Annotated in this window: 20 protein-coding genes; 19 read left to right on the plus strand and 1 reads right to left on the minus strand. The window is 47.5% G+C overall.

The window, feature by feature from the left end:
- Nucleotides 1–77: 77 nt before the first annotated feature.
- The gene (locus GPK81_RS00950; RefSeq protein ID WP_021976393.1) at nt 78–1,310 is read right to left on the minus strand and encodes an argininosuccinate synthase; all 1,233 of its coding nucleotides are present in this window, start codon (nt 1,308–1,310) and stop codon (nt 78–80) included.
- A gap of 429 nt (nt 1,311–1,739) precedes the next feature.
- Between GPK81_RS00950 and argC the strand changes: the two genes are divergently transcribed.
- The 19 genes from argC to hypE all read left to right on the plus strand — a co-directional run bounded on the left by argC (nt 1,740) and on the right by hypE (nt 22,193).
- Nucleotides 1,740–2,780, plus strand: coding sequence for an N-acetyl-gamma-glutamyl-phosphate reductase (argC, locus tag GPK81_RS00955; RefSeq protein ID WP_021976394.1), 1,041 nt, complete (start codon nt 1,740–1,742; stop codon nt 2,778–2,780).
- A gap of 36 nt (nt 2,781–2,816) precedes the next feature.
- Nucleotides 2,817–4,040 carry a bifunctional glutamate N-acetyltransferase/amino-acid acetyltransferase ArgJ gene (gene argJ, locus GPK81_RS00960; RefSeq protein WP_021976395.1) on the plus strand — a complete coding sequence of 408 codons (1,224 nt, stop codon included), beginning with the start codon at nt 2,817–2,819 and terminating at the stop codon, nt 4,038–4,040.
- 627 nt (nt 4,041–4,667) lie between these two features.
- The gene (gene argB / locus GPK81_RS00965; RefSeq protein WP_118062712.1) at nt 4,668–5,564 is read left to right on the plus strand and encodes an acetylglutamate kinase; all 897 of its coding nucleotides are present in this window, start codon (nt 4,668–4,670) and stop codon (nt 5,562–5,564) included.
- On the plus strand, nt 5,551–6,741 hold the full coding sequence (locus GPK81_RS00970) for an aspartate aminotransferase family protein (RefSeq protein WP_118062711.1): 1,191 nt from the start codon (nt 5,551–5,553) through the stop codon (nt 6,739–6,741). Before argB ends, GPK81_RS00970 begins: the two co-directional genes overlap by 14 nt.
- Nucleotides 6,742–7,188: 447 nt before the next feature.
- A complete protein-coding gene (locus GPK81_RS00975) occupies nt 7,189–8,628 on the plus strand; it encodes a sodium:proton antiporter (protein WP_174088135.1) in 1,440 nt (479 codons plus the stop codon).
- Between the two features lie 15 nt (nt 8,629–8,643).
- Nucleotides 8,644–9,648, plus strand: coding sequence for a cytidylate kinase-like family protein (locus GPK81_RS00980; protein ID WP_118062709.1), 1,005 nt, complete (start codon nt 8,644–8,646; stop codon nt 9,646–9,648).
- Nucleotides 9,649–9,887: 239 nt separating this feature from the next.
- Nucleotides 9,888–10,100 carry a FeoA family protein gene (locus GPK81_RS00985; protein ID WP_118169814.1) on the plus strand — a complete coding sequence of 71 codons (213 nt, stop codon included), beginning with the start codon at nt 9,888–9,890 and terminating at the stop codon, nt 10,098–10,100.
- A gap of 115 nt (nt 10,101–10,215) precedes the next feature.
- A complete protein-coding gene (locus GPK81_RS00990; protein ID WP_173762644.1) occupies nt 10,216–10,356 on the plus strand; it encodes a hypothetical protein in 141 nt (46 codons plus the stop codon).
- Nucleotides 10,353–10,577: a FeoA family protein gene (locus GPK81_RS00995; protein WP_118062707.1), complete on the plus strand. Its 225-nt coding sequence runs from the start codon at nt 10,353–10,355 to the stop codon at nt 10,575–10,577. Before GPK81_RS00990 ends, GPK81_RS00995 begins: the two co-directional genes overlap by 4 nt.
- Nucleotides 10,578–10,632: 55 nt before the next feature.
- The gene (feoB, locus tag GPK81_RS01000) at nt 10,633–12,816 is read left to right on the plus strand and encodes a ferrous iron transport protein B (RefSeq protein WP_215706379.1); all 2,184 of its coding nucleotides are present in this window, start codon (nt 10,633–10,635) and stop codon (nt 12,814–12,816) included.
- 222 nt (nt 12,817–13,038) lie between these two features.
- Nucleotides 13,039–13,236, plus strand: a complete 198-nt coding sequence (locus GPK81_RS01005; RefSeq protein WP_021977522.1) for a FeoB-associated Cys-rich membrane protein — start codon at nt 13,039–13,041, stop codon at nt 13,234–13,236.
- Between the two features lie 17 nt (nt 13,237–13,253).
- Nucleotides 13,254–13,610, plus strand: coding sequence for a heavy-metal-associated domain-containing protein (locus GPK81_RS01010; RefSeq protein WP_021651583.1), 357 nt, complete (start codon nt 13,254–13,256; stop codon nt 13,608–13,610).
- A 414-nt stretch (nt 13,611–14,024) separates the two neighbouring features.
- Nucleotides 14,025–14,804 (plus strand): nucleotide-binding protein, encoded by a 780-nt coding sequence (locus tag GPK81_RS01015; protein ID WP_118062705.1) that lies wholly within the window; start codon nt 14,025–14,027, stop codon nt 14,802–14,804.
- Entirely contained in the window at nt 14,801–16,117 is a 1,317-nt protein-coding gene (locus GPK81_RS01020; RefSeq protein WP_215706380.1) for a nitrogenase component 1, read from the plus strand. The genes GPK81_RS01015 and GPK81_RS01020 overlap by 4 nt, the downstream gene beginning before the upstream one ends.
- Nucleotides 16,114–17,151 carry a nitrogenase component 1 gene (locus GPK81_RS01025; RefSeq protein WP_021977519.1) on the plus strand — a complete coding sequence of 346 codons (1,038 nt, stop codon included), beginning with the start codon at nt 16,114–16,116 and terminating at the stop codon, nt 17,149–17,151. Before GPK81_RS01020 ends, GPK81_RS01025 begins: the two co-directional genes overlap by 4 nt.
- 76 nt (nt 17,152–17,227) lie before the next feature.
- Nucleotides 17,228–19,696, plus strand: a complete 2,469-nt coding sequence (locus GPK81_RS01030; protein WP_148448458.1) for a carbamoyltransferase HypF — start codon at nt 17,228–17,230, stop codon at nt 19,694–19,696.
- Between the two features lie 100 nt (nt 19,697–19,796).
- The gene (locus tag GPK81_RS01035; RefSeq protein WP_022426401.1) at nt 19,797–20,006 is read left to right on the plus strand and encodes a HypC/HybG/HupF family hydrogenase formation chaperone; all 210 of its coding nucleotides are present in this window, start codon (nt 19,797–19,799) and stop codon (nt 20,004–20,006) included.
- On the plus strand, nt 20,006–21,049 hold the full coding sequence (gene hypD, locus GPK81_RS01040) for a hydrogenase formation protein HypD (protein WP_119247808.1): 1,044 nt from the start codon (nt 20,006–20,008) through the stop codon (nt 21,047–21,049). Before GPK81_RS01035 ends, hypD begins: the two co-directional genes overlap by 1 nt.
- Before the next feature lie 136 nt (nt 21,050–21,185).
- A complete protein-coding gene (hypE, locus tag GPK81_RS01045; RefSeq protein ID WP_174088132.1) occupies nt 21,186–22,193 on the plus strand; it encodes a hydrogenase expression/formation protein HypE in 1,008 nt (335 codons plus the stop codon).
- Nucleotides 22,194–22,284 lie beyond the last annotated feature (91 nt).

Here is a 22,284-nt window from a genome sequence, read left to right on the forward strand (position 1 = left end):
ATAAGAAAAGACCCCGGGGAACTTCAGATAGCTTCCCGGGGCATTTTTATGATCTGTCGGAACCGTGTCCGGCAAAATTAGTTCTGATTCTGGTTGTTCTTAACTTCTGCAAGCTTCATAGCACGAACTTTCAGCGGCAGACCGAACAGAGTGATGAATCCGTCAGCGTCGTGGTGGTCATACATATCACCGGTTGTGAAGGAAGCAAGGGACTCATTGTAAAGGCTGTATGGAGAAGTTGTACCATTCTTGATGATGTTTCCTTTGTAAAGTTTGAATTTAACTTCACCGGTAACATATTTCTGAGTGGATTCAACAAATGCCTGGATAGCCTCACGGAGTGGTGTGTACCATTTTCCCTCGTAAACAACCTGTGCAAACTGGCTGCCCAGTTTCTTCTTGGCTTCCATTGTCTCACGGTCAAGGATCAGCTCCTCAAGCTGGTCATGAGCTGCCATCAGGATTGTTCCGCCAGGAGTCTCATAAACACCACGGGATTTCATACCAACAACACGGTTCTCAACGATGTCAACGATACCGATACCGTTCTCGCCGCCAAGTTTGTTCAGCTCAGTGATGATCTCGGAAACTTTCATTGCCTTTCCGTTGAGAGTTTTCGGAACACCCTGCTCAAATGTCATGGTAACTTCTGTTTCTTTATCAGGAGCTTTCTCCGGTGTTACGCTTAATACAAGCATGTCATCGTAGTTCGGAGCCTGGGAAGGATCCTCAAGTTCCAGTCCCTCGTGGCTGATGTGCCAGAGGTTTCTGTCACGGCTGTAGCTGTGGCTTGCATCGAACGGAAGAGTGATGCCGTGAGCTTTACAGAACTCGATCTCATCTTCACGGGACTGCATGGTCCACAGATCTGTCATACGCCATGGAGCAATGATCTTGATGTCCGGAGCGAGAGCCTTGATGCCAAGCTCGAAACGGATCTGGTCATTTCCTTTACCTGTAGCACCGTGGCAGATTGCAACAGCGCCTTCTTTACGTGCAATCTCAACCAGTTTCTTGGCGATAACCGGACGAGCCATGGAAGTTCCGAGAAGATAGGAATGCTCATATACAGCACCGGCCTCTACACATGGCATGATGAAATCATCGCAGAACTCATCAACAATATCTTCAATATATAATTTGGAAGCACCGGACATTTTTGCTCTCTCTTCAAGACCGTCCAGCTCGTTTCCCTGTCCGCAGTTTACACAGCAGCAGACAACGTCATAATCAAATGTTTCTTTCAGCCACGGGATCAGGGCTGTGGTATCAAGACCACCGGAATACGCTAAAACAACTTTTTCTTTCATAATATATGTCCTCCTGGGATTTTTTGAAATTTTGTATCGCTCCGGACATTTCCGGGACGGTGAATTTTTTTACGTTATCTGGAAAAATTATGCTGTTTTATAACTTTACCAGAGTGAATAAATATTCATGCGTGACAAAACAAAATTTTCGGCTGTCCTGTCGACATGGCTTAATATACACCAGATTTTATAAATATGCAAGAGATAATTTGAAAAATATGAAAAATTTTTTGCATAAAAATGCATCGAAAAACGGGTAATATTATAAGAAAATACATGAAAAACAGAAAAGACAGTGAAAAATCAAAGAAAATGACTATTGCATAATATGCAGAGAAGATGTATAATCTATCCATTGACAAGGCGGACATATGAGGAACGCCTTTTTACTTAAGCCGTAAGAGATACGGCAGAGGAGGAATGTGAAAGATGATTAAAGCAGGAATTATCGGTGCGACAGGGTACGCAGGAAATGAGATCGTAAGACTTCTTCTTGGACACAAGGATGTTGAGATCAAATGGTTTGGTTCCCGAAGCTACATAGATCAGCAGTATGCAGATATTTATCAGAACTTTTTCAAACTGGTGGATGCCAAATGTATGGATGACAATATGGCGGCACTTGCAGATGAGGTGGACGTGATCTTTACCGCAACTCCGCAGGGCCTTTGTGCATCCCTTATTAATGAAGAAATCCTTTCCAAGTGTAAGGTGATCGACTTAAGCGCGGACTTCCGTATTAAAGATGTGAAGAAATATGAAAAATGGTACGGAATCGAGCACAAAGCACCGCAGTTTATTGATGAAGCAGTTTACGGTCTCTGCGAGATCAACCGTGAGGATATCAAAAAGGCACGGCTGATCGCCAACCCGGGATGCTATCCGACATGCTCCACACTGTCTATTTATCCGCTGTTAAAAGAAGGCCTCATTGATCCGAACACTATTATCATTGATGCAAAGTCCGGAACATCCGGAGCAGGAAGAGGAGCTAAAGTTCCGAATCTTTACTGTGAAGTAAACGAGAGTATTAAAGCTTACGGCGTTGCCACACACAGACATACACCGGAGATCGAGGACCAGCTTGGATACGCATGCGGACAGGAAGTGCTGATCAACTTTACCCCGCATCTTGTTCCGATGAACAGAGGAATCCTGGTAACTGCATATGCTTCCCTGACAAAGGATGTTACCTATGAGGAAGTAAAAGCGGCCTATGACAAATATTATAAAGATGAGTTCTTTGTACGTGTGCTGAATAAAGATGTATGCCCGCAGACAAGAAACGTGGAAGGCAGCAACTTTGTAGATGTAAACTTCAAGATCGATCCGAGAACTAAGAGAGTGATCATGATGGGTGCCATCGACAACCTGGTAAAAGGTGCCGCAGGACAGGCCGTTCAGAACATGAACCTGATGTTTGGATTCGACGAGAACGAAGGACTGAAACAGATCCCGATGTGCCCGTAAAACACAGAGGATTTCAGACGAGAGGAGACATAGAATATGAAGATCATCGACGGCGGCGTAACAGCCGCAAAAGGTTTTAAGGCAGCGTCAACTGCAGCAGAGATCAAATATAAAGGCCGTACCGATATGGCCATGGTATTCAGTGAAGTTCCCTGTGTGGCTGCAGGAACATTCACGACCAATGTGGTAAAAGCAGCTCCTGTAAGATGGGATCAGGACATTGTATACAATCATCAGGGCGCAAGAGCCGTGATCTGCAACAGCGGAATCGCCAACGCATGTACCGGTGAGGAAGGTTTTGGCTACTGTAAGGAAACAGCCAAAGCAGCATCCGAAAGCCTTGGGATCCCGGAAGACAGTGTGCTGGTAGCATCCACAGGTGTCATCGGAATGCAGCTTCCGATCGACCGTATCGCAAACGGAGTAAAAGCCATGGCTCCGAAACTTGAGGGAAGCCGCGAGGCAGGCCTTGAGGCAGCAAAAGCCATCATGACAACCGACACCGAGAAGAAAGAGGCAGCTGTAGAGATCGAGATCGGCGGAAAAACCGTAACTGTAGGCGGTATGTGCAAAGGTTCTGGAATGATCCACCCGAACATGTGCACAATGCTTGGATTTATCACCAGCGATGTGGACATCTCCAAGGAACTTCTTCAGGAAGCACTCAGCGAGGACATCAAGGACACCTACAACATGGTATCCGTTGACGGAGACACCTCCACAAACGACACCGTCCTCCTCCTGGCAAACGGTCAGGCCGGCAATCCAAAGATCACAGAGAAAAATGCAGATTATGAAGAGTTCAAAAAAGCGCTCAACTATGTAAACACAACCCTTGCCAAAAAGATTGCAGGCGACGGAGAAGGCGCAACCGCACTCTTCGAGGTCAAAGTTATCGGCGCAGCCACCAAGGCAGAAGCCGTAACCTTAAGTAAATCCGTAGTAACCTCTTCCCTGACAAAAGCAGCCATCTACGGCCACGACGCAAACTGGGGAAGAATCCTCTGCGCCCTCGGCTACTCCGGAGTCCAGTTCGACCCGGAGAAAGTAGATCTCTACTTTGAGAGCAAAGCAGGAAAAATAAAGATCATTGAAAATGGAGTTTCTACAGGATACAGTGAAGAGGAAGCTACAAAGATCCTCTCTGAAGACGCTGTGACAGCCATTGCTGATATGAAGATGGGCGAGGCCAGTGCAACCGCATGGGGATGCGACCTTACTTATGATTATGTAAAAATCAATGCGGATTATCGTTCTTGATGTAAGAGCTCTGTAGAATGGTTTTTTATGGTGGATTTTATATGTAATTTTGTTTCAGTTTGTAAGCTGAGAAAACCCTTAGGGGGAGCGAGCTCGGAGTTGCGAAGCCCGCACGCTCCCCCTAAGAACCCCCTCCGTTGGGCACGCTTGGTTGTGGTGTGTTGAACGTTAGTTGACGAAGACTGAGTGACGAACGTGAGGAACTTCAGGGCGGGAGCCTGGAAGTTGAGGCGTGTGGAAGTTTAGTTGATGAAGACCAATTGGCAAACGGAAGAGATTTTCCAGGCGGAAGCCTTGGAAAATCGTGACAGTTTGCCCGTCAGTCGCCAAAGGCAGACTGACGGGCTGTTCGCCTTCGGCGAAAGCGCGTCGGAGGTGGCTGCCTGCGGCAGCCTATCCGCAGCAGGCGCTTTGCCCGCGGTGCGGGCAACAGCCCGTTCTCCGTGGCCGGAGGGGAGGAGCGCGAGGAGGGGAAACGGCCTTCGGAACTCCGAGTGCTTCCCCTCCTCGCAAATCCCACAGCTATCAGCTGAGACAAAACTATAATTTATAAAGAAAAAACGTCCAACATACAACAAAAAAACCTTTTTCAACCCATATCATTTTTCAAAAAAAGGAGATACCCATATGGTGAATCAGAAATATCTTGACAAAGCAGAGGTTCTCATAGAAGCCCTGCCATACATTCAGCGGTTTAACCGCAAAATTGTAGTCATCAAATACGGCGGAAGTGCCATGCTTGATGAAGAATTAAAACGTAACGTCATCAAGGACGCAGTCCTCCTGAAGCTGGTCGGATTCAAACCGATCATCGTTCACGGCGGTGGCAAGGAGATCAGCCGCTGGGTGGGTAAAGTCGGCATGGAGCCTCGTTTCGTAAACGGTCTCCGTGTAACAGACAAAGACACCATGGAGATCGCAGAGATGGTTCTTGCCAAAGTAAACAAAGAACTTGTTACGCTTGTAGAATCTCTCGGCGTTCAGGCTGTAGGTGTCAGCGGTAAAGACGGTGGTCTTCTCCAGTGCAAAAAGAAACTTTCCAAAGGCGAGGACATCGGCTACGTAGGTGAAGTCACAAAAGTCAATCCAAAGATCCTCCAGGACCTTCTGGAAAGAGACTTCCTTCCGATCGTATTCCCAATCGGTTTTGACGAGAATTTTGATTCCTACAACATTAACGCAGATGATGCAGCCTGCGCTATTGCAGAGGCGGTCAATGCAGAGAAACTTGCCTTCCTTTCCGATATTGAAGGTGTATACAGAGACGCTTCCGATCCGTCCACTCTGATCTCCGAACTTCGTGTAGATGAGGCTGAGAACCTGATCTCCGATGGTACTGTCGGCGGCGGAATGATCCCGAAACTGAAAAACTGCATCGATGCCATCGAGCATGGTGTAAACAGAGTCCATATCCTGGATGGAAGGATCCCGCACAGCTTACTGCTTGAGATCTTTACAAACAAAGGTATTGGTACCGCAATTTTAAAAGATGATGGGGAGAAATATTACAATGAGCATGAATGAACTGATGGAAGAATCAGAAGCCAGTATTCTTCATACATATAACCGTTTTCCGGTAGTTTTTGAAAAAGGCCAGGGCTGTCACCTCTATGATTCCGAAGGAAAGGAATATCTGGATTTTGCGGCAGGTATCGCTGTAAATGCCCTGGGTTATCATTATCCGGGCTATGACGAAGCGCTGAAAGCCCAGATCGACAAACTGATGCACATTTCCAACCTGTATTACAATGAGCCGATCATTGATGCAGGTGCCAAGCTTGTACAGGCAAGCCATATGGAAAAAGCATTCTTCACAAACAGTGGTACAGAGGCTATCGAGGGTGCTCTGAAAGCTGCCAAGAAATATGCCTACGAGAGAGATGGCCATGCAGATCATGAGATCATTGCCATGAACCATTCTTTCCACGGCCGCAGCATCGGTGCACTTTCCGTGACAGGTACTGCACACTACAGAGAGCCTTTTGAGCCTTTGATGGGTGGCGTAAAATTTGCGGATTTCAATGACCTTGAGAGCGTAAAAGCTCAGGTTACAGACAAGACCTGTGCCATCATCGCCGAGACTGTACAGGGCGAGGGAGGTATTTACCCGGCTACCAAAGAGTTCCTGGAAGGCTTGCGTAAGCTCTGTGATGAGAAAGATATCATCCTGATCCTGGACGAGATCCAGTGTGGTATGGGACGTACAGGACATTATTTCGCATGGCAGGCATACGGCGTACAGCCGGATATCATGACCTGTGCCAAAGCTCTTGGCTGCGGTGTTCCGGTAGGTGCTTTTGTTCTGAATAAGAAAGCAGCGGCAGCATCCCTGAAGCCAGGCGATCATGGAACCACTTACGGTGGAAATCCGTTTGTATGCGCGGCGGTCAGCAAGGTATTTGATATCTTCGAAAAAGATCAGATCCTTTCTCATGTACAGGGCCTGACCCCGTATCTGGAGGAAAAACTGGACGAACTGGTTGCAAAACATGAATGTGCGGAAGTAAGAAGAGGCAAAGGCTTCATGCAGGGTATCGTGATCAAAGGACGCCCGGTAGGAGATGTAGTGAAAAAAGCTCTTGCAAAAGGTCTCCTTGTGATCTCAGCAGGAAGCGACGTTCTCCGTCTTGTTCCTCCCCTTGTGATCACAAAAGAGGATATTGACAAAATGGCCGAGATCCTTGACGAGTGCATGGAATAAATAACAGAGATCTTCTGGCGAGGGAAGCCCAAAGCAGGCTTCAGGAGCAGAAAAACGAAAGATCATAGTTCAGGGAAATCCTGATACAGGACAGCAGTATTTTTTGGTTGGCAGATAACCGGCCAGGGAAAGATACTGCTGTTTTTTTGTTCCACAGAAAATGGTGTCCTGCAGTAAAAACAGGATTTCGGATATGAGGAGTCATGCCTGCCGAAACGTAAACACATCACAGCATCAATATATATAAAATATATAACAGACATATCAAACAGTACCCAAAAATCTGGTTGTGTGTTAAAAAATAAACAAAACCAGTCAGGATACACCAACAAAATGCACAAAAAAATGAGCAGATATGAGTATAAATTGCACATCCACACAGTTGATTTTAAAATGTTATATGTTATAATTTCACTGGTTAAAAAATTTATGTGAGGGGTGAATATTTTGAAAAAATTATTAACCGTCATGTGTACTTTTCTGACAGTAATCCTGGCGTGTCCTGTGGGTGTATGGGCAGCTGGAAATGGCGAGACAGTATCAAGCATGCCGGTGTGGCTTTGTATTCCTTTTGCAGGCCTTCTTCTGTGTGTTGCAGTGATGCCTCTGGTAAAAGGTGAGTGGTGGGAGTCACATCAGCCGATCGTGGTTGCATTCTGGATCGTTCTCATGATTATTCCGTTTGCTGTTGTTTACGGTGCCGGAAAAACTGCAGAAACAGTACTTGAGTGCGTGATTAATGACTATCTTACATTTATCATCCTGTTATTCGGATTGTTCTGTGTATCCGGTAACATTACGGTTGAGGGCGATTTTGCGGGTTCGCCGCGGGTAAATGTAGGACTTCTTGCACTGGGAACGCTGCTTTCCAGCTGTATTGGAACCACCGGAGCCAGCATGCTGATGGTCCGTCCGGTGATCAAAATGAATTCCTGGAGAAAGAGAAAGGGTCACATTATGATCTTTTTCATCTTTATGGTGTCCAACATGGGTGGCTGCCTGACACCGATCGGTGATCCGCCACTTCTGATGGGATTCATGCGAGGGGTTCCGTTCTTCTGGAGCCTGCACCTTCTTCCGGTTCTGCTCTTTAATATGGTGATCCTTCTGTTTGTGTTCTATCATCTGGATATGCGCTCTTATAAGAGAGATATTGCAGACGGACGTAAACCGGACATCAGCAAACCGGGAACCGAGTTCAAGATCGATGGACTTCACAACATCATTTTCCTTGTAATGATCGTTGTAGGTGTTATCTTAAGTGGTATGCTTCCGGGTATGCCGGCATTTCAGGATGCGGCAGGCAATGTAAGAGGAATCCATATTTTCGGTGAGGTTACATTAAGCTTCCCGTCAATCATTGAGATCGTCCTGATCCTGGTAGCTGCATTTCTGTCCTTTAAAACAACAGACAAAAAGATCCGTGTGCGGAACCATTTTACCTGGGGCGCGATCAAAGAGGTTGCAGTACTTTTCATCGGTATCTTTATCACCATGCAGCCGGCTCTGATGCTCCTGAAAGCAGTGGGACCGAACCTTGGAATTACCGAGCCGTACCAGATGTTCTGGGCCACAGGAGCACTGTCCAGTTTCCTGGATAATACACCGACCTATCTGGTATTTCTGACTACAGCGGGAACCCTTGGATTTACAAGTGGAATCGCAACCACACTGGGAACGGTTCCTGTAAAACTTCTTTCCGCGATTTCCTGTGGTGCCGTATTTATGGGTGCCAATACATATATCGGCAATGCTCCGAACTTTATGGTCAAGACACTTTCTGACGAAAATGGTATCAACATGCCGTCCTTCTTTGGATACATGGGATGGTCCATTTGTTTCCTGGTACCGGTGTTCATCATCGATATGCTGGTATTCTTTTTATAAGGGAGGAGGATCAATATGCAGGATAATAACATTCGAGAGAAATGCAGAGAACTTGCTACCAGACTTTATGAACTGGATGGCGAGGTTTATAAAAGCGTAGGATCTTCCCTTGGACGTACCTTTACCGGTGACAGAGAAGGTACCATCCGTAACTTAAGTGCCCTGATGTATACCAAACCGGACGGGCATCTTCTTCGAAGCGAGATGGCCCTGATCAGTAACATGGCCAGAACCATCAAGGATAAAGACGAAAAAAGCCGTCTGATGAAGAAATATGATGAGATCTTTCAGGAGATCCTTACGCTGCCGGAGACCTTTGTTGCTACGGATATCATGGATAAGGAACGTGTGGCGCTGAATCATATGATCAAGCGCAGGGAAAAAATTTCCGAGGACGATCATCTGGTCATCTGTATCAGCCGTACACAGGGAAGCGCCGGCAATGATATCGGTTTCGGTCTGGCAGATAAACTTCGGATCAACTATTATGACGTGGAGATCTTTGACCAGGTATTAAGACGTCTTGAGGCGGAAAAAGGTGCGGTCAATGATGCGGAATATTTTGCGGATTTCAATAAATATGAGAAGAAGCATAAGTTTGATCCACGGGAATGGTTCCGGGAATTTAACAGATATCACGGACTTCCGAAACAGGACGCAGTATTTTTTAACATGAGTGACCTGATCTGTGACCTGGCATCAAAAGAGGACTGCATCATCATGGGACGATGTGCGGATGCGATCCTGAAGAACAATCACATTCCACATATCAGCCTGTTTATCACGGCGCCTTTTGCCATCCGTGTCCAGCATGTCATGGATGTAAGAAAGATGAATATGAAGCAGGCGGTCCGCTTCCTAAAGAAGATGGACAGCCAGCACAGAAAGTATTATAACTTCTATGGTGGAGCCCACTGGGGCAAGCCGGATAACTATGACCTGTGTATCAACAGTGCAAGTTATGGAATCAATGAGACAGAAAATCTGATCCTGAAGCTGCTGGATGATCAGATCCATTAAAAGATAATATCAGAAAATTATAAAAGAATTCCTGTAAAAAGAGAAGTGCCTGTCCGGCAGGTAGAAATATCTCAAAATACAGGAATTCTTTTTATGCTTTTTTTATAAAAAATTTAATCTTGATTAACTTTTTTCATTTTGGGGATTGACATTCGAAAAAACTTAGTATACACTAACCTATGAGTTAGGGTTAACTAATTAGACTGAGTTAATTAATAGAAGGAAACGGAGGGGATTCCATGCAGCCGATTTTATTTTTGCAGTCAGGCGATACCGGTACAATCAAGCGTATTTCCGGAGCGGAAGACACAAGAAGATTTCTTGCAGGTCTTGGCTTTGTTGAGAACGCGGAAGTAACCGTTATTTCCCAGTTTGACGGCAATCTGATCGTAAATATCAAGGATTCCAGAGTTGCGGTTAATAAGGAAATGGCCAGACACATAATGGTGTAACCGGACTGTGTGCGGCAGCGCCCGGTAATAGATTTGCCCAAGACTGTATGAAGTACAGTTGAGGATAGATTATGGATGTGAAGTGCCGTAAGATGAACGCGGCACGTTCCGTAAAATGAACAGCAGACAGACCGGAGGGGCCTGTTTTACTGTAACTGCTCCGGGAGATGAGCAGTTTTTATGGTCTCTGGAAGCGAAAGCAGACGGAGATCATCATATGGATTTGGAATATAAACAGGGAGGAAAAGAGAAATGACTTTACGTGATGCAGCAGTAGGTTCTACAGTAGTTGTTTCCAAGATCACCGGCGACCCGGCTTACAAGCGCCGTATCATGGACATGGGAATCACAAAAGGCAGCGAGGTTTATATCCGCAAGGTAGCTCCTCTTGGAGATCCGGTTGAGATCACCATCAGAGGCTATGAGCTTTCCCTGCGTAAGCATGACGCAGCATGTGTGGAAGTAAAGCAGAAATAAACTTCGAAAAAATGACAGAGCATAAGGCTCTGATCTGAAAAAAGGAGGATGAAAAATGTCTGTAACAATAGCTCTTGCCGGAAACCCGAACTGTGGTAAGACTACAATGTTCAACGCTCTTACAGGCGCTAATCAGTACGTTGGTAACTGGCCAGGTGTTACTGTAGAGAAAAAAGAGGGTAAACTGAAAAACCAGAAGGATGTAACTGTAACAGACCTTCCAGGTATCTATTCACTTTCCCCGTATACACTTGAGGAGGTTGTCAGCCGTGATTACCTTCTGAAAGAAAAACCGGATGTGATTATCGACCTTGTGGATGCAACAAACATCGAGAGAAACCTGTATCTTGCAACACAGCTTCTTGAGATCGGTATCCCGGTTGTTATCGCTCTTAACATGGTGGATCTTCTGAAGAAGAACAACATCCACATCAATGTAAAAGGTTTAAGCTCCGCACTTGGATGCCCGATCGTTGAGACATCCGCCCTTAAGGGAACAGGACTTAAAGAGGTTGTTGATGAGGCAATCAAATGTGCAAACCAGCACAGAGTACCATCCAAACAGATGGAGTTCCCGAAGGCAGTTGAGAAAGCTGTAAACGAGATCGAGAGCCTTGTTCCTGCAAACATCTCTGAGGAGAACAAGAGATGGTATGCAGTAAAACTTCTCGAGAGAGACAGCAAGGTAAAAGAAGGTCTTAACCTTCCGGCTTCTGCTCAGTCCAAGATCGAGGAGATCGCTTCCAACCTTGAGAAGGCAGAAGATGATGATACAGAGAGTATCGTAACAGATGGAAGATATCAGTACATCCAGAAAGTTGTTTCCGCAAACGTTAAGAGAAGCGGAAATAAGATGACTGTTTCCGATAAGATCGACCGTATCGTAACAAACCGTATCCTCGGTCTTCCGATCTTTATCCTTACCATGTTCATCGTTTATTATGTATCTGTAACAACAGTTGGTACCATGGTAACAGACTGGACAAACGACAGCTTCGTCGGAACTATCCAGGGTGTTGTAGCTGATGGCCTCAGCGGTGTCGGCGTTGCTGACTGGCTGGTAAGCCTTGTATCTGATGGTATCATCGGTGGTCTTGGTGCAGTACTTGGATTCGTTCCGCAGATGGCGATCCTGTTCCTGTTCCTGTCCATCCTTGAGGACTGCGGTTACATGGTTCGTATCGCATTCGTCATGGACCGTGTATTCCGTCATTTCGGACTTTCCGGAAAGAGCTTTATCCCGCTCCTTATCTCCTCTGGTTGTGGAATCCCTGGAATCATGGCTTCCAAAACAATCGAGGCTGATAACGACCGTCGATTAACAATCATGACAGCAACATTTATTCCTTGTGGTGCTAAGCTTCCTGTTATCGCTCTTATGGGTGGTATCATGACAGCATATGTAACTGGTGACTATGTAGCAGCTGGTTTCATCACACCACTGATGTACTTCATCGGTGTTGTAGCAGTTCTTGTATCTGCCATCATCCTGAAGAAAACAAAACCGTTCTCCGGTAAACCTGCTCCGTTTGTAATGGAGCTTCCACAGTACCATATTCCGTCTGCAAAGACAGTTCTGCTTCACGTTTGGGAGAGACTGAAAGGCTTCATCATCAAAGCCGGAACAATTCTTTTCCTTGCAACTGTTATCATGTGGGTTCTTTCCAGCATTGGCAGCACAGGAAGCGGAATCGGATTTGTTGAGGACAGCAACGACAGTATCATGGCTATCCTTGGTGGTATCCTTGCTCCGATCTTTGCTCCTCTTGGATTCGGTAAATGGCAGCCGGTTGCAGCATCCATCTCCGGATTTTCCGCAAAAGAGTCCATCGTTAGTACAATGGGTGTTCTTGCAAACGTAGCTGGTGATGATGCAGAAGATACCATGATCGTTGGTGCAGCGATCAAAGCATGGTTCCCGTCAGCAGTAGCAGCATTCTCCTTCCTGCTGTTCAACCTGCTTGACTCTCCGTGTCTTGCAGCTATTTCTACAATGGCACATGAGATGCAGTCCAGAAAATGGTTCTGGTTTGCAATTCTCTTCCAGAACATCTTTGCTTATGTTGTAACACTTTGTGTATACCAGATTGGTCTTGTTGTTACAGGTGCCGGATCCTTCGGAATTGGAACGATCGTTGCTCTGATCCTTGTGGCAATCATTCTCTTCCTTCTGTTCAGACCAGATCCGTACAAGAACCAGAACGATGTTACAAAGAAATCTGTTCAGGCAGCAGAGTAATCGTAAACCGGTCATACAGTTAAGATCCGGTACATATGATAACTTTGAAATGATGCTGTGAAAACAGCGGAAATGATAAGAAACATAAGGAGGCCGGGTATGTAAATACCTGGTCTTCTGTGTTATAATAAGCCTGAAGAAACATAGGAATTTTTTACAAAATTATTCATCAGAAGCTGACAGCGTCTTAACTGCTGTGCAGCGAAAGAAAGGGTGACAGATATGAGTATAGTAGCGGATATTATTGTACTGGCGCTTGTGATCGCATATGGTATATTTGTGATCAGTTATCTTTATTCAAGAAAGAAACAGGGGCTCAGCTGTGTTGGCTGTGCCGGTAATACACGTACCAACGGCTGTGGCGGCGGATGCTCCGGTCATTGCTCCGGATGCTCAGGATGCAGCGGAATGCAGAAGTAACCAGGAGGTAGATCATTATGGCAAATGCAATCGTTGTCATCGTTGTTATCATCATTATGTTGTTTGCCGGAAAAGGCGCATATAAACATCTGAAAGGTGAGGGTGCCTGCTGTGGAGGCGGCAGCAAACCGGAAATCCCGAAGAAGAAACTGGACGGAACGAAGCTTGGTGAGAAAACTATGAAGATCACAGGAATGCACTGTGAGAACTGTGTAGCCAGCGTCACTAGAGCCATCAACCGTATTGACGGAGCGGCAGCCAAAGTCAGCCTGAAAAAAGGTGAGGCAGTGGTTTCCTATGACAGAGAGATTTCCAACGAAGAACTGAAAAAAGTTGTTGAAGATCGTGGATATCACGTAGTTTCTATTCAGTAAGGATCCATCAGAATAATACGTTTGCCGGAGCTTCCCATCCGGCAGAGCAGAGAAAAGACTTCTCGTCGAAATGCTTAAAAATATTTCGATAAGAAGTCTTTTTTTGTGTAAGAAGTCAGAGTTGCAATTGACTCACTAATAGCTGCTATTGTATAATAAAAACAGAAAAATCAGACGGAATGAAAAATATTATTACAAATTTTCTTTCTATCCGAATGATGTGTCATGAAAGCCAAATAGAGAGGTAACAGACTTTGACAGCAAGGTATGATCCGAGCGGGAATTGTTGTTCATTTAGCGTGGCTTTAGCTGCTTTGTGAGCGGAATACGGGACTCTTTCACCTTGTGTGGTGAAGGAGCTTTTTTTATGTAAAATGCCTGCAGGAGCAGGCGCATTCAGTAAGGGAGGATTTTATGCTGAAGGTAGCAGTATATGGAAAGGGCGGTATCGGAAAGTCCACAGTGACTTCCAACCTGGCGGCGGCGTTTGCGGCCATGGGAAAAAGAGTGATCCAGATCGGGTGCGATCCAAAAGCGGATTCCACCATCAATCTTCTTGGTGGAGAACCTCTCCGGCCGGTGATGAATTATATGAGGGAAGAAGATGAGGAGCCGGAGAAACTGGAAGATATATCGAAAGAGGGTTTTGGCGGCGTTCTCTGTATTGAGACCGGAGGTCCCACACCGGGACTTGGCTGTGCGGGAAGAGGAATTATCGCAACGTTTCAGCTTCTGGAGGATCTGAAGCTTTTTGAGACCTGGAAGCCGGATGTAGTACTTTACGATGTGCTTGGAGATGTGGTGTGCGGTGGTTTTGCGGCGCCGATCCGGGAGGGCTATGCGGAAAAAGTCCTCATTGTCACATCCGGGGAGAAGATGGCGCTCTATGCAGCCAATAATATTTCCAGTGCTGTTCGGAATTTTGAGGACCGCAGCTATGCGAGGATCTTTGGAATCGTGCTGAACCACAGGAATGTGGAGAATGAGACCGAGAAGGTGCAGGCTTTTGCAGAAAAAAGTAATATTCCTATTGTTGGTGAGATTCCCAGGAGTGATGAGATCATCCGCTGGGAAGACCAGGGAAAAACGGTGATCGAGGGTGATGAGAATTCTGAGATCAGTGAGAAATTTTTTGCGCTGGCGCGGAAGCTGCTGGAGAGTGAAGGGACTGTGCAGGAGAAGGAGGACGTATGAAAAAGAAAGCATATTTTGCAACAGCAGAAGAACTGGAACGGCTTGGACCGGAAGCGATCCCGCCGCAGATGATCTCCGGGAAACATCTGATCTACAGTTCTCCGGCAACGCTGGCATTTAATTCTCCGGGAGCGGAAGGCTTCGGGGTAAAACGTGCGGGGCTTGCAGTGCCGGATTCCATTATGCTGATCGTGGCGCCCGGATGCTGTGGAAGAAATACTTCTCTTATCAGTTCCATGCCGGAGTATAATGACCGTTTTTTTTACCTGATGATGGACGAGACAGATATTGTCACAGGCCGTCATCTGAAAAAGATCCCCAAAGCGGTAAAAGAGATCTGCGACTGCTGTGAGAAGAAGCCGTCGGTGGTGATGATCTGCATCACCTGTGTGGATGCGCTTCTGGGAACGGATATGGAACGTGTCTGTCGGAAAGCAGAGGAAAAAGTGGACATTCCGGTGCGTCCCTGTTACATGTATGCGCTGACACGTGAGGGCAGGAAGCCGCCCATGGTCCATGTGCGCCAGTCCTTATATTCTCTTCTGGAACCACAGAAGAAAAAAGGAAATGTGGTCAATCTTCTGGGATTTTTTTCGCCGCTGGTGGATGACTGTGAGCTTTATGATCTGCTACATCAGGCTGGTGTAAAAACCATCCATGAGATTTCCAGATGTAAGGATTATGAGGAATACCGGACCATGTCCCAGGCTAATTTCAATCTGGTGCTTCATCCGGAAGCAAGGTTTGCGGCAGAGGATTTTCATAACCGGCTGAAGATCCCGTTTATTGAGCTTCGAAGGCTCTATCAGATGGATAAGATCGAAAATCAGTATCGGGCTCTGGGACAGGTCCTTGGGGTGGCTTTTGACCAGGAGCAGTATAAGGATGAGGCTTCCAGGGCGGTGGAACAGTTCCGAAAAGTCTGTCCGGATGCCTCCTTTGCAGTAGGGGAGTGCATGAACGGAGATCCTTTTGAGCTGGCACTTGCGCTGGTGCGCTATGGATTTCAGGTGCCGGAGATCTATGGAACTATTACAGCTGAGAATTTTGTATACATACGACATTTGGCTAAGTTGAGCCCGGGCACGAAGATTTTTTCCAATATGGAACCTACCATGCTGTATTATGATCCAGCAGAGAGTGGCGTAAATCTTACGATTGGTAAGGATGCGGGATATTATCATCCGGATCAGCCTAATGTAGTCTGGAATCAGGACCGTCAGCCTTATGGGTATGCAGGGGTACGTAGATTATTTGAGGCACTCCTTGAGACTGCGGCGGAGCAGGATAAGAGGAAGGGGGAGAGAGCATGAGAGGACTTCGGAAATATCTGACACCCTTTGCCCCGGATCAGTCAGGAGCAGTGTCGGTTCTGTATGAGCTGGGCGGGATCATCGTGATCTGTGATGCCGGAGGCTGTACGGGAAATGTCTGCGGCTTTGATGAGCCAAGATGGTTTGAGCGCAAAAGTGCCGTGTTCAGTGCGGGACTTCGGGACATGGATGCCATCCTGGGACGGGATGACCGCCTGGTTGCCAAACTTGTGGATGCGGCAGAAAAGGTGGAGGCAGGCTTTGCGGCAGTGATCGGAACGCCGGTGCCCGCCGTGATCGGAACGGATTATCAGGCACTGAAGCGGATGTGCGAGAAAAAAACAGACCTTCCGGTACTTGCGGTAAATACCGATGGAATGGAGCTTTATGACGGGGGAGAACGGAAGGCTTATCTGGAACTTTTTAAAGTTTTTGCCCGGGAAAAACTGCCGGTGGAGACGGGCAGGGTGGGCATCCTTGGAATGACGCCACAGGATGTCAGTGACCTGAAGGCGGCAGATAAGCTCCGGGAAAAATTTAAGTCTCAGGGGCACCAGGCAGTCTGCTACGGAATGGGAGATGGGCTTGATGAAGTAAAAAAAGCCTCCTCTGTGGAAAAAAATATCGTGGTTTCTCCAGCGGCACTGGAATGTGCCAGATATCTTGAGAAAACTTTCGGAACGCCTTATGAGGTGGGATATCCGCTGGTGGAGGAACTGGTGCCGGATATGGAGTATGCAGGGAAAAAAATTCTCATCGTGCAGCAGCAGGTAATGGCCGGTTCCATAAGAGAGGAACTTCAGAAACGTGGCGCAGATGGAGAGATCACAGTGGCAAGCTGGTTTTCCATGGAAAAAGATCTCCTGGAAGAGGGGGATGTGCCATTGAAAGATGAGGAAGATTACATGGATCTGGTGGAAAAAGGCAGATATGATGTGATCTTTGCAGATCCCTGTATGAAGCGGATGGCAAAGACGTTTTCCGGTGTGTTTGTGGATGCGGTGCATTTTGCGGTATCCGGAAAGTGCAGGTAGACTTAAGAGCAGGGCATAAAGTTACATACATACTGTAACCGGATCAGGGGAGCTGGTTACAGGGAATGGAGAACATATGGAGTGCGAAATTACAAAAATGATCCGTGTTTACGGAATCGTCCAGGGTGTGGGCTTCCGCCCTACGGTCAGCCGTCATGCCATGGCAAGGGGAATCCGTGGCAGTGTGTCCAATAAAGGACCCTATGTGGAGATTTTTGCCCAGGGCAGGCAGCAGGATGTGGACGGTTTTATCGGAGATATCGAGAACAGGCCGCCGAAGCGTGCGGCCATCCTGAAGCTTCTGGTGGAACCGGTGGAGGAGCCGGAGGAATTTACGCAGTTTGATATCATTGAAAGCGAGAAGACAAAGGGTGAGATCTTTGTTTCTCCGGATATTGCCATCTGCGACGAATGTAAGGAAGAGATGTTTGATCCGAAAAACAGGCGGTATCTGCATCCGTTTATCAACTGTACCTGTTGTGGCCCGAGGCTGACGATCCTCGATTCCCTTCCCTATGACCGGGAGCGTACCAGCATGAAAGAATTTCCCATGTGTCCGTCCTGTGCGGATGAGTACCATAATCCGGATACCAGACGTTATGACGCCCAGCCGGTGTGCTGCAATGACTGCGGGCCGGAGGTCTATCTCATTGGAAGAGAGGAACGTGGCCGGGAGGCGATCACTTATACGAGGAAGACCATTGCTTCCGGCGGGATAGTGGCCATCAAGGGAATCGGTGGTTTTCATCTCTGTTGTAATGCCACCAGTGAGGAGGCCGTACAGCGGCTCCGGAAACTGAAACGGCGTCCGGTGAAGCCTTTTGCGGTGATGGCACAGGATCTGGAAACCGTGAAAGAAGTCTGTCAGGTCAGTGAGGAGCAGGAGAAGATCCTTACCGGGCATCAGAAACCGATCCTGTTGCTGGATAAGCTTACTGAGATGTCCTGTGGACAGAAAACAGATGCGAAACTCATAAAATATGGAAAGAACATCGGGAAAGACCAGGGCAGATCAGAGGCAGAATGCGGAAAACCAGCGGAACTCTGTGAGAGTATCGCTCCCGGGAATCCAAAAGTCGGTGTGATGCTTCCCTACGCACCGGTGCAGCTTCTTCTTTTTCATTATGACGATGGAATTGAGATGCCGAAGCTTCTGGTGATGACCAGTGGAAACACATCCGGCGCACCGATCTGCAGAGACGATCATGAAGCTGTGGAAGAACTTTCTTATTTATGTGACTGCATTCTTTCCCATGACAGGAAGATCCGCATCCGGGCCGATGATTCGGTGATGGATTTTTATAAGGGAGAGCCATATATGATCCGGCGCTCCCGTGGATATGCACCTCTTCCGTTTATGGTTTCCACACCCTGGAAGGGACAGGTGATCGCGGCAGGTGGAGAGCTTAAGAATACATTCTGCATTGGTGTGGATAACCGTTTTTATCCGTCCCCTTATGTGGGTGATCTGGAGGATCTTCGAACGGTAAAAGCCCTGAAGGAAACCATAGGCCGGCTGGAAACACTTCTGGAAGTACAGCCGGAAGTGGTGGTCTGTGACCTTCATCCAAAATATAATTCCACAGTGGTGGCCCAGGAACTGGGGCTTCCCGTTCTGAAAGTGCAGCATCATTACGCACATATTTTATCCTGCATGGCAGAAAATGACTGCGAGGAAAAAGTGATCGGTGTTTCCTTTGACGGAACCGGATATGGAACAGACGGGACGATCTGGGGCGGTGAGATCCTGATCGCAGATTATCAGGGATTTACAAGGCTTGGAAGTATCCAACCTTTTGTACAGGTGGGAGGAGATGTTTCCGCAAAAGAAGGCTGGCGGATCGCCGTTTCCCTGATCTGGCAGAATACAGGAGATTTGGAGAAAACTCTTGATACTGTCCAAAAACTGGGACTTTGCACAGAGCAGGAAGCAAAAGTGCTGGTGACCATGGCTCAGAGAAAGCTCAATGCAGTGACTTCCACCAGTGCTGGACGGCTTTTTGACGGAGTCAGTGCGATCCTGGGAATCCGAAGGGCGTCTACTTTTGAAGGGGAAGCTTCCACGGCGCTGGAGTTTGCTGCGGAAGCGTGGAGAGCGCAGGAGATACAGAAGAAAAATGTGGATACTGTTTCTGGAGAAAGAACAGATATAAAAAGAAATGTAGAAACAACCGGTGCAGATGAAAAGCCGGAAACCGGGAACAGGAAGATTATTTTAAATACAGGTGACATCGTTGCACATCTGGTCCGGGAAAAGCTGGAAGGAGAAGATTCCGGGAAACTGGCTTACGAATTCCACCGGGCGCTGGCGGATGAGATCCTTGCAGCCTGTGAGGAAGCAGAGCAGGAAACTGGTATCCGGAAAGTGGCATTAAGCGGCGGTGTATTCCAGAACCGGCTTCTTCTGGAACTGGTAGATGACGGGCTTGCAGAAAAAGGCTTTGAAGTTCTGAAACATAGTCTGATCCCGCCAAATGACGGAGGGATCGCGCTGGGTCAGGCAGCATATGGAATGGCTTATGTGCAGCGGCACAGACAAGTATAAAGGTGATAGATCATGCAGATGCGGATCGCAGATATCCGCCTGATGAAATATTTTACGATGTATGGAGTATACAGCAGAAATGCGGGATGGAGGCATAGATATGTGTGTAGGATTATCAGCAAAAGTAGTAAAGATCAGTGACGGAACCGCAGTGGTAGATGCTGGCGGCGCAAAGAGAGAAGTTTCCGCCCAGCTTCTGGGAGATCTGGAGCCGGGAGATTATGTGATGGTACATGCTGGTGTTGCCATTGCAAAGATCACTGACGATGACGAGGAAGAGACAGACCAGCTGATGGAGGAACTGCTGTGATGGAAGAGAAGAAAAAAACAGCAAGAGAGATCATAGAAGGATATCAGGGGCCGCCGGTGCGGATCATGGAAGTCTGCGGAACCCATACTCACGAGATTTTCCGTCTGGGGATCCGCAAGCTTCTGCCACCGCAGGTGGAGCTGATTTCAGGCCCGGGCTGCCCGGTCTGTGTAACACCGGTAGGCTTTATTGACGAGGCGGTTTATCTGGCTCTGGAAAAACAGGCGACCATCTGTACCTTCGGTGACCTTGTCCGTGTACCGGGGACAAAGAAAAGCCTTGCAGATGCCAGGGCAGAAGGAGCCAGGATACGTATCGTCTATTCACCGGCAGATGCGGAAAAATATGCGAAAGAACATCCAAAGGAGCAGGTGGTATTTCTTTCTGTTGGTTTTGAGACGACGACACCTGCAGGCTGTCTTTCCGTGAAAAAAGCCAGAGAAGATGGCCTTTCCAACTACTCTCTCCTTGTGGCAAACAAGACCATGCCACAGGCTTATCAGGCATTAAAAGGCAGTGCGGATGTGTTCCTTTACCCGGGACATGTCAACGCCATTACAGGGACTGCACTCTGCGAACGTCTGGCAGAGCAAGGCGTCAGTGGTGTAGTGGCAGGATTTACAGCGAAGGAGCTGCTTACGGCGCTGGCAGTTGCACTGGTCCGTTTCCAGGAGGGAAAACCTTTCTTTGTAAACTGTTATCCGCGCGTGGTAAAAAGCGAAGGAAGCCCGGAGGCACAGACACTGATCGAGGAACTGATGGAACCCTGCGATTCCGAATGGCGTGGACTGGGTGTGATCCCGGGATCCGGCCTGGTGCTCCGGAAAGAATGGGAAGCTTTTGATGCCAGAAAAAAATATGCGGTGCCGCCGATCAAAGGCAAACCAAATCCGGCCTGTCGCTGTGGCGATGTGCTTCAGGGAAAATGCAAACCGTCGGACTGCAGGGTATTTGGAAAAGTCTGTACCCCGCAGCATCCGGTAGGAGCCTGTATGGTATCCAATGAAGGAGCCTGTTCCGCATATTTTATGTATGGGAACTGATTGATCAACTGTCCGGTTTAATGGACTATAATACAGGAATACATGTCATACAAACGAAGGATCACATCTGGAAGATCGGACTATATGATACAGATCTGATATCCGTTTGAACGATCGTAGAAAGAAGATGAAAATTATGGATAATAAAACAGTAACCATGGCACACGGTGCCGGAGGCCGTCAGACCTCAGAACTGATCGATGAAGTATTTAAAGCACATTTTGCAAACCCGGATCTTACAGCCGATGATGCGGCAGTGCTGGTCCCGCCGGCAGGAAAAATGGCCGTATCCACCGATGGATTTATTGTTTCTCCGGCATTTTTCCCGGGAGGAAATATCGGCAAGCTTTCCATCTGTGGAACAGTTAATGACCTTGCCTGCATGGGAGCGAAACCGATGTATCTCACCTGTGCTTTTGTGATCGAGGAAGGTTTTCCCATGGAGAAGCTGGAAGAAATTGCCGCAGCCATGGAAAAAACAGCGAAAGAAGCCGGCGTGCGTATTGTTTCCGGAGATACCAAGGTGGCAGGAAAAGGACAGGTTGACGGTGTGTTTATCACAACAACCGGAATGGGTGAGATCCAGGATGGCGTGAAGGTAGGCGGTGAGCTGGCAAAACCGGGAGATGCCATCATTGTGACCGGTGATGTGGGAAGACATGGATGCACCATTCTTCTGGCAAGAGAGGATTTTGGCATCGATGCGGATGTGACAAGTGACTGTGCACCGCTTTGGGGAACTGTAAAAGAAGTGATGGATGCCACCCATAACCTTCATGTGATCCGCGATGCCACAAGAGGCGGCGTGGGAACCGTTCTCTATGAGATTGCAGGCCAGAGTAACGTGGGAATCCGTCTGGATGCGTCGTCTGTTCCGGTAGCTCCGGAAGTAAAAGGTGTCTGCGGTATGCTGGGCCTGGAGCCACTTTATCTGGCATGTGAGGGACGTATGGTGATCATGGCGCCAAAAGAAGAGGCGGAAAAGATCGTGGAAGCACTGCGTAAATGTCCGTATTCCAAAGACGCTGCCATTATTGGTGAGGTTACCGAGGACCAGCCTGGAAAAGTTGTCATGACTACGGAAATCGGAACTCAGGCATTACTTCCGCAGCCAGGCGGGGAACTTCTGCCGAGGATCTGCTGACAGATACAGACAGCATAGGAAACAGAAGGTGAGCGGAAAGAAAAAACGATTTCAGCCTGGAAAATTATCAGTAACAAAACAGAGTCCGATA

The organism is Blautia sp. MCC283, from assembly GCF_018785565.1.
In the GTDB taxonomy this organism is placed as follows: Bacteria; Bacillota; Clostridia; order Lachnospirales; family Lachnospiraceae; genus Blautia_A.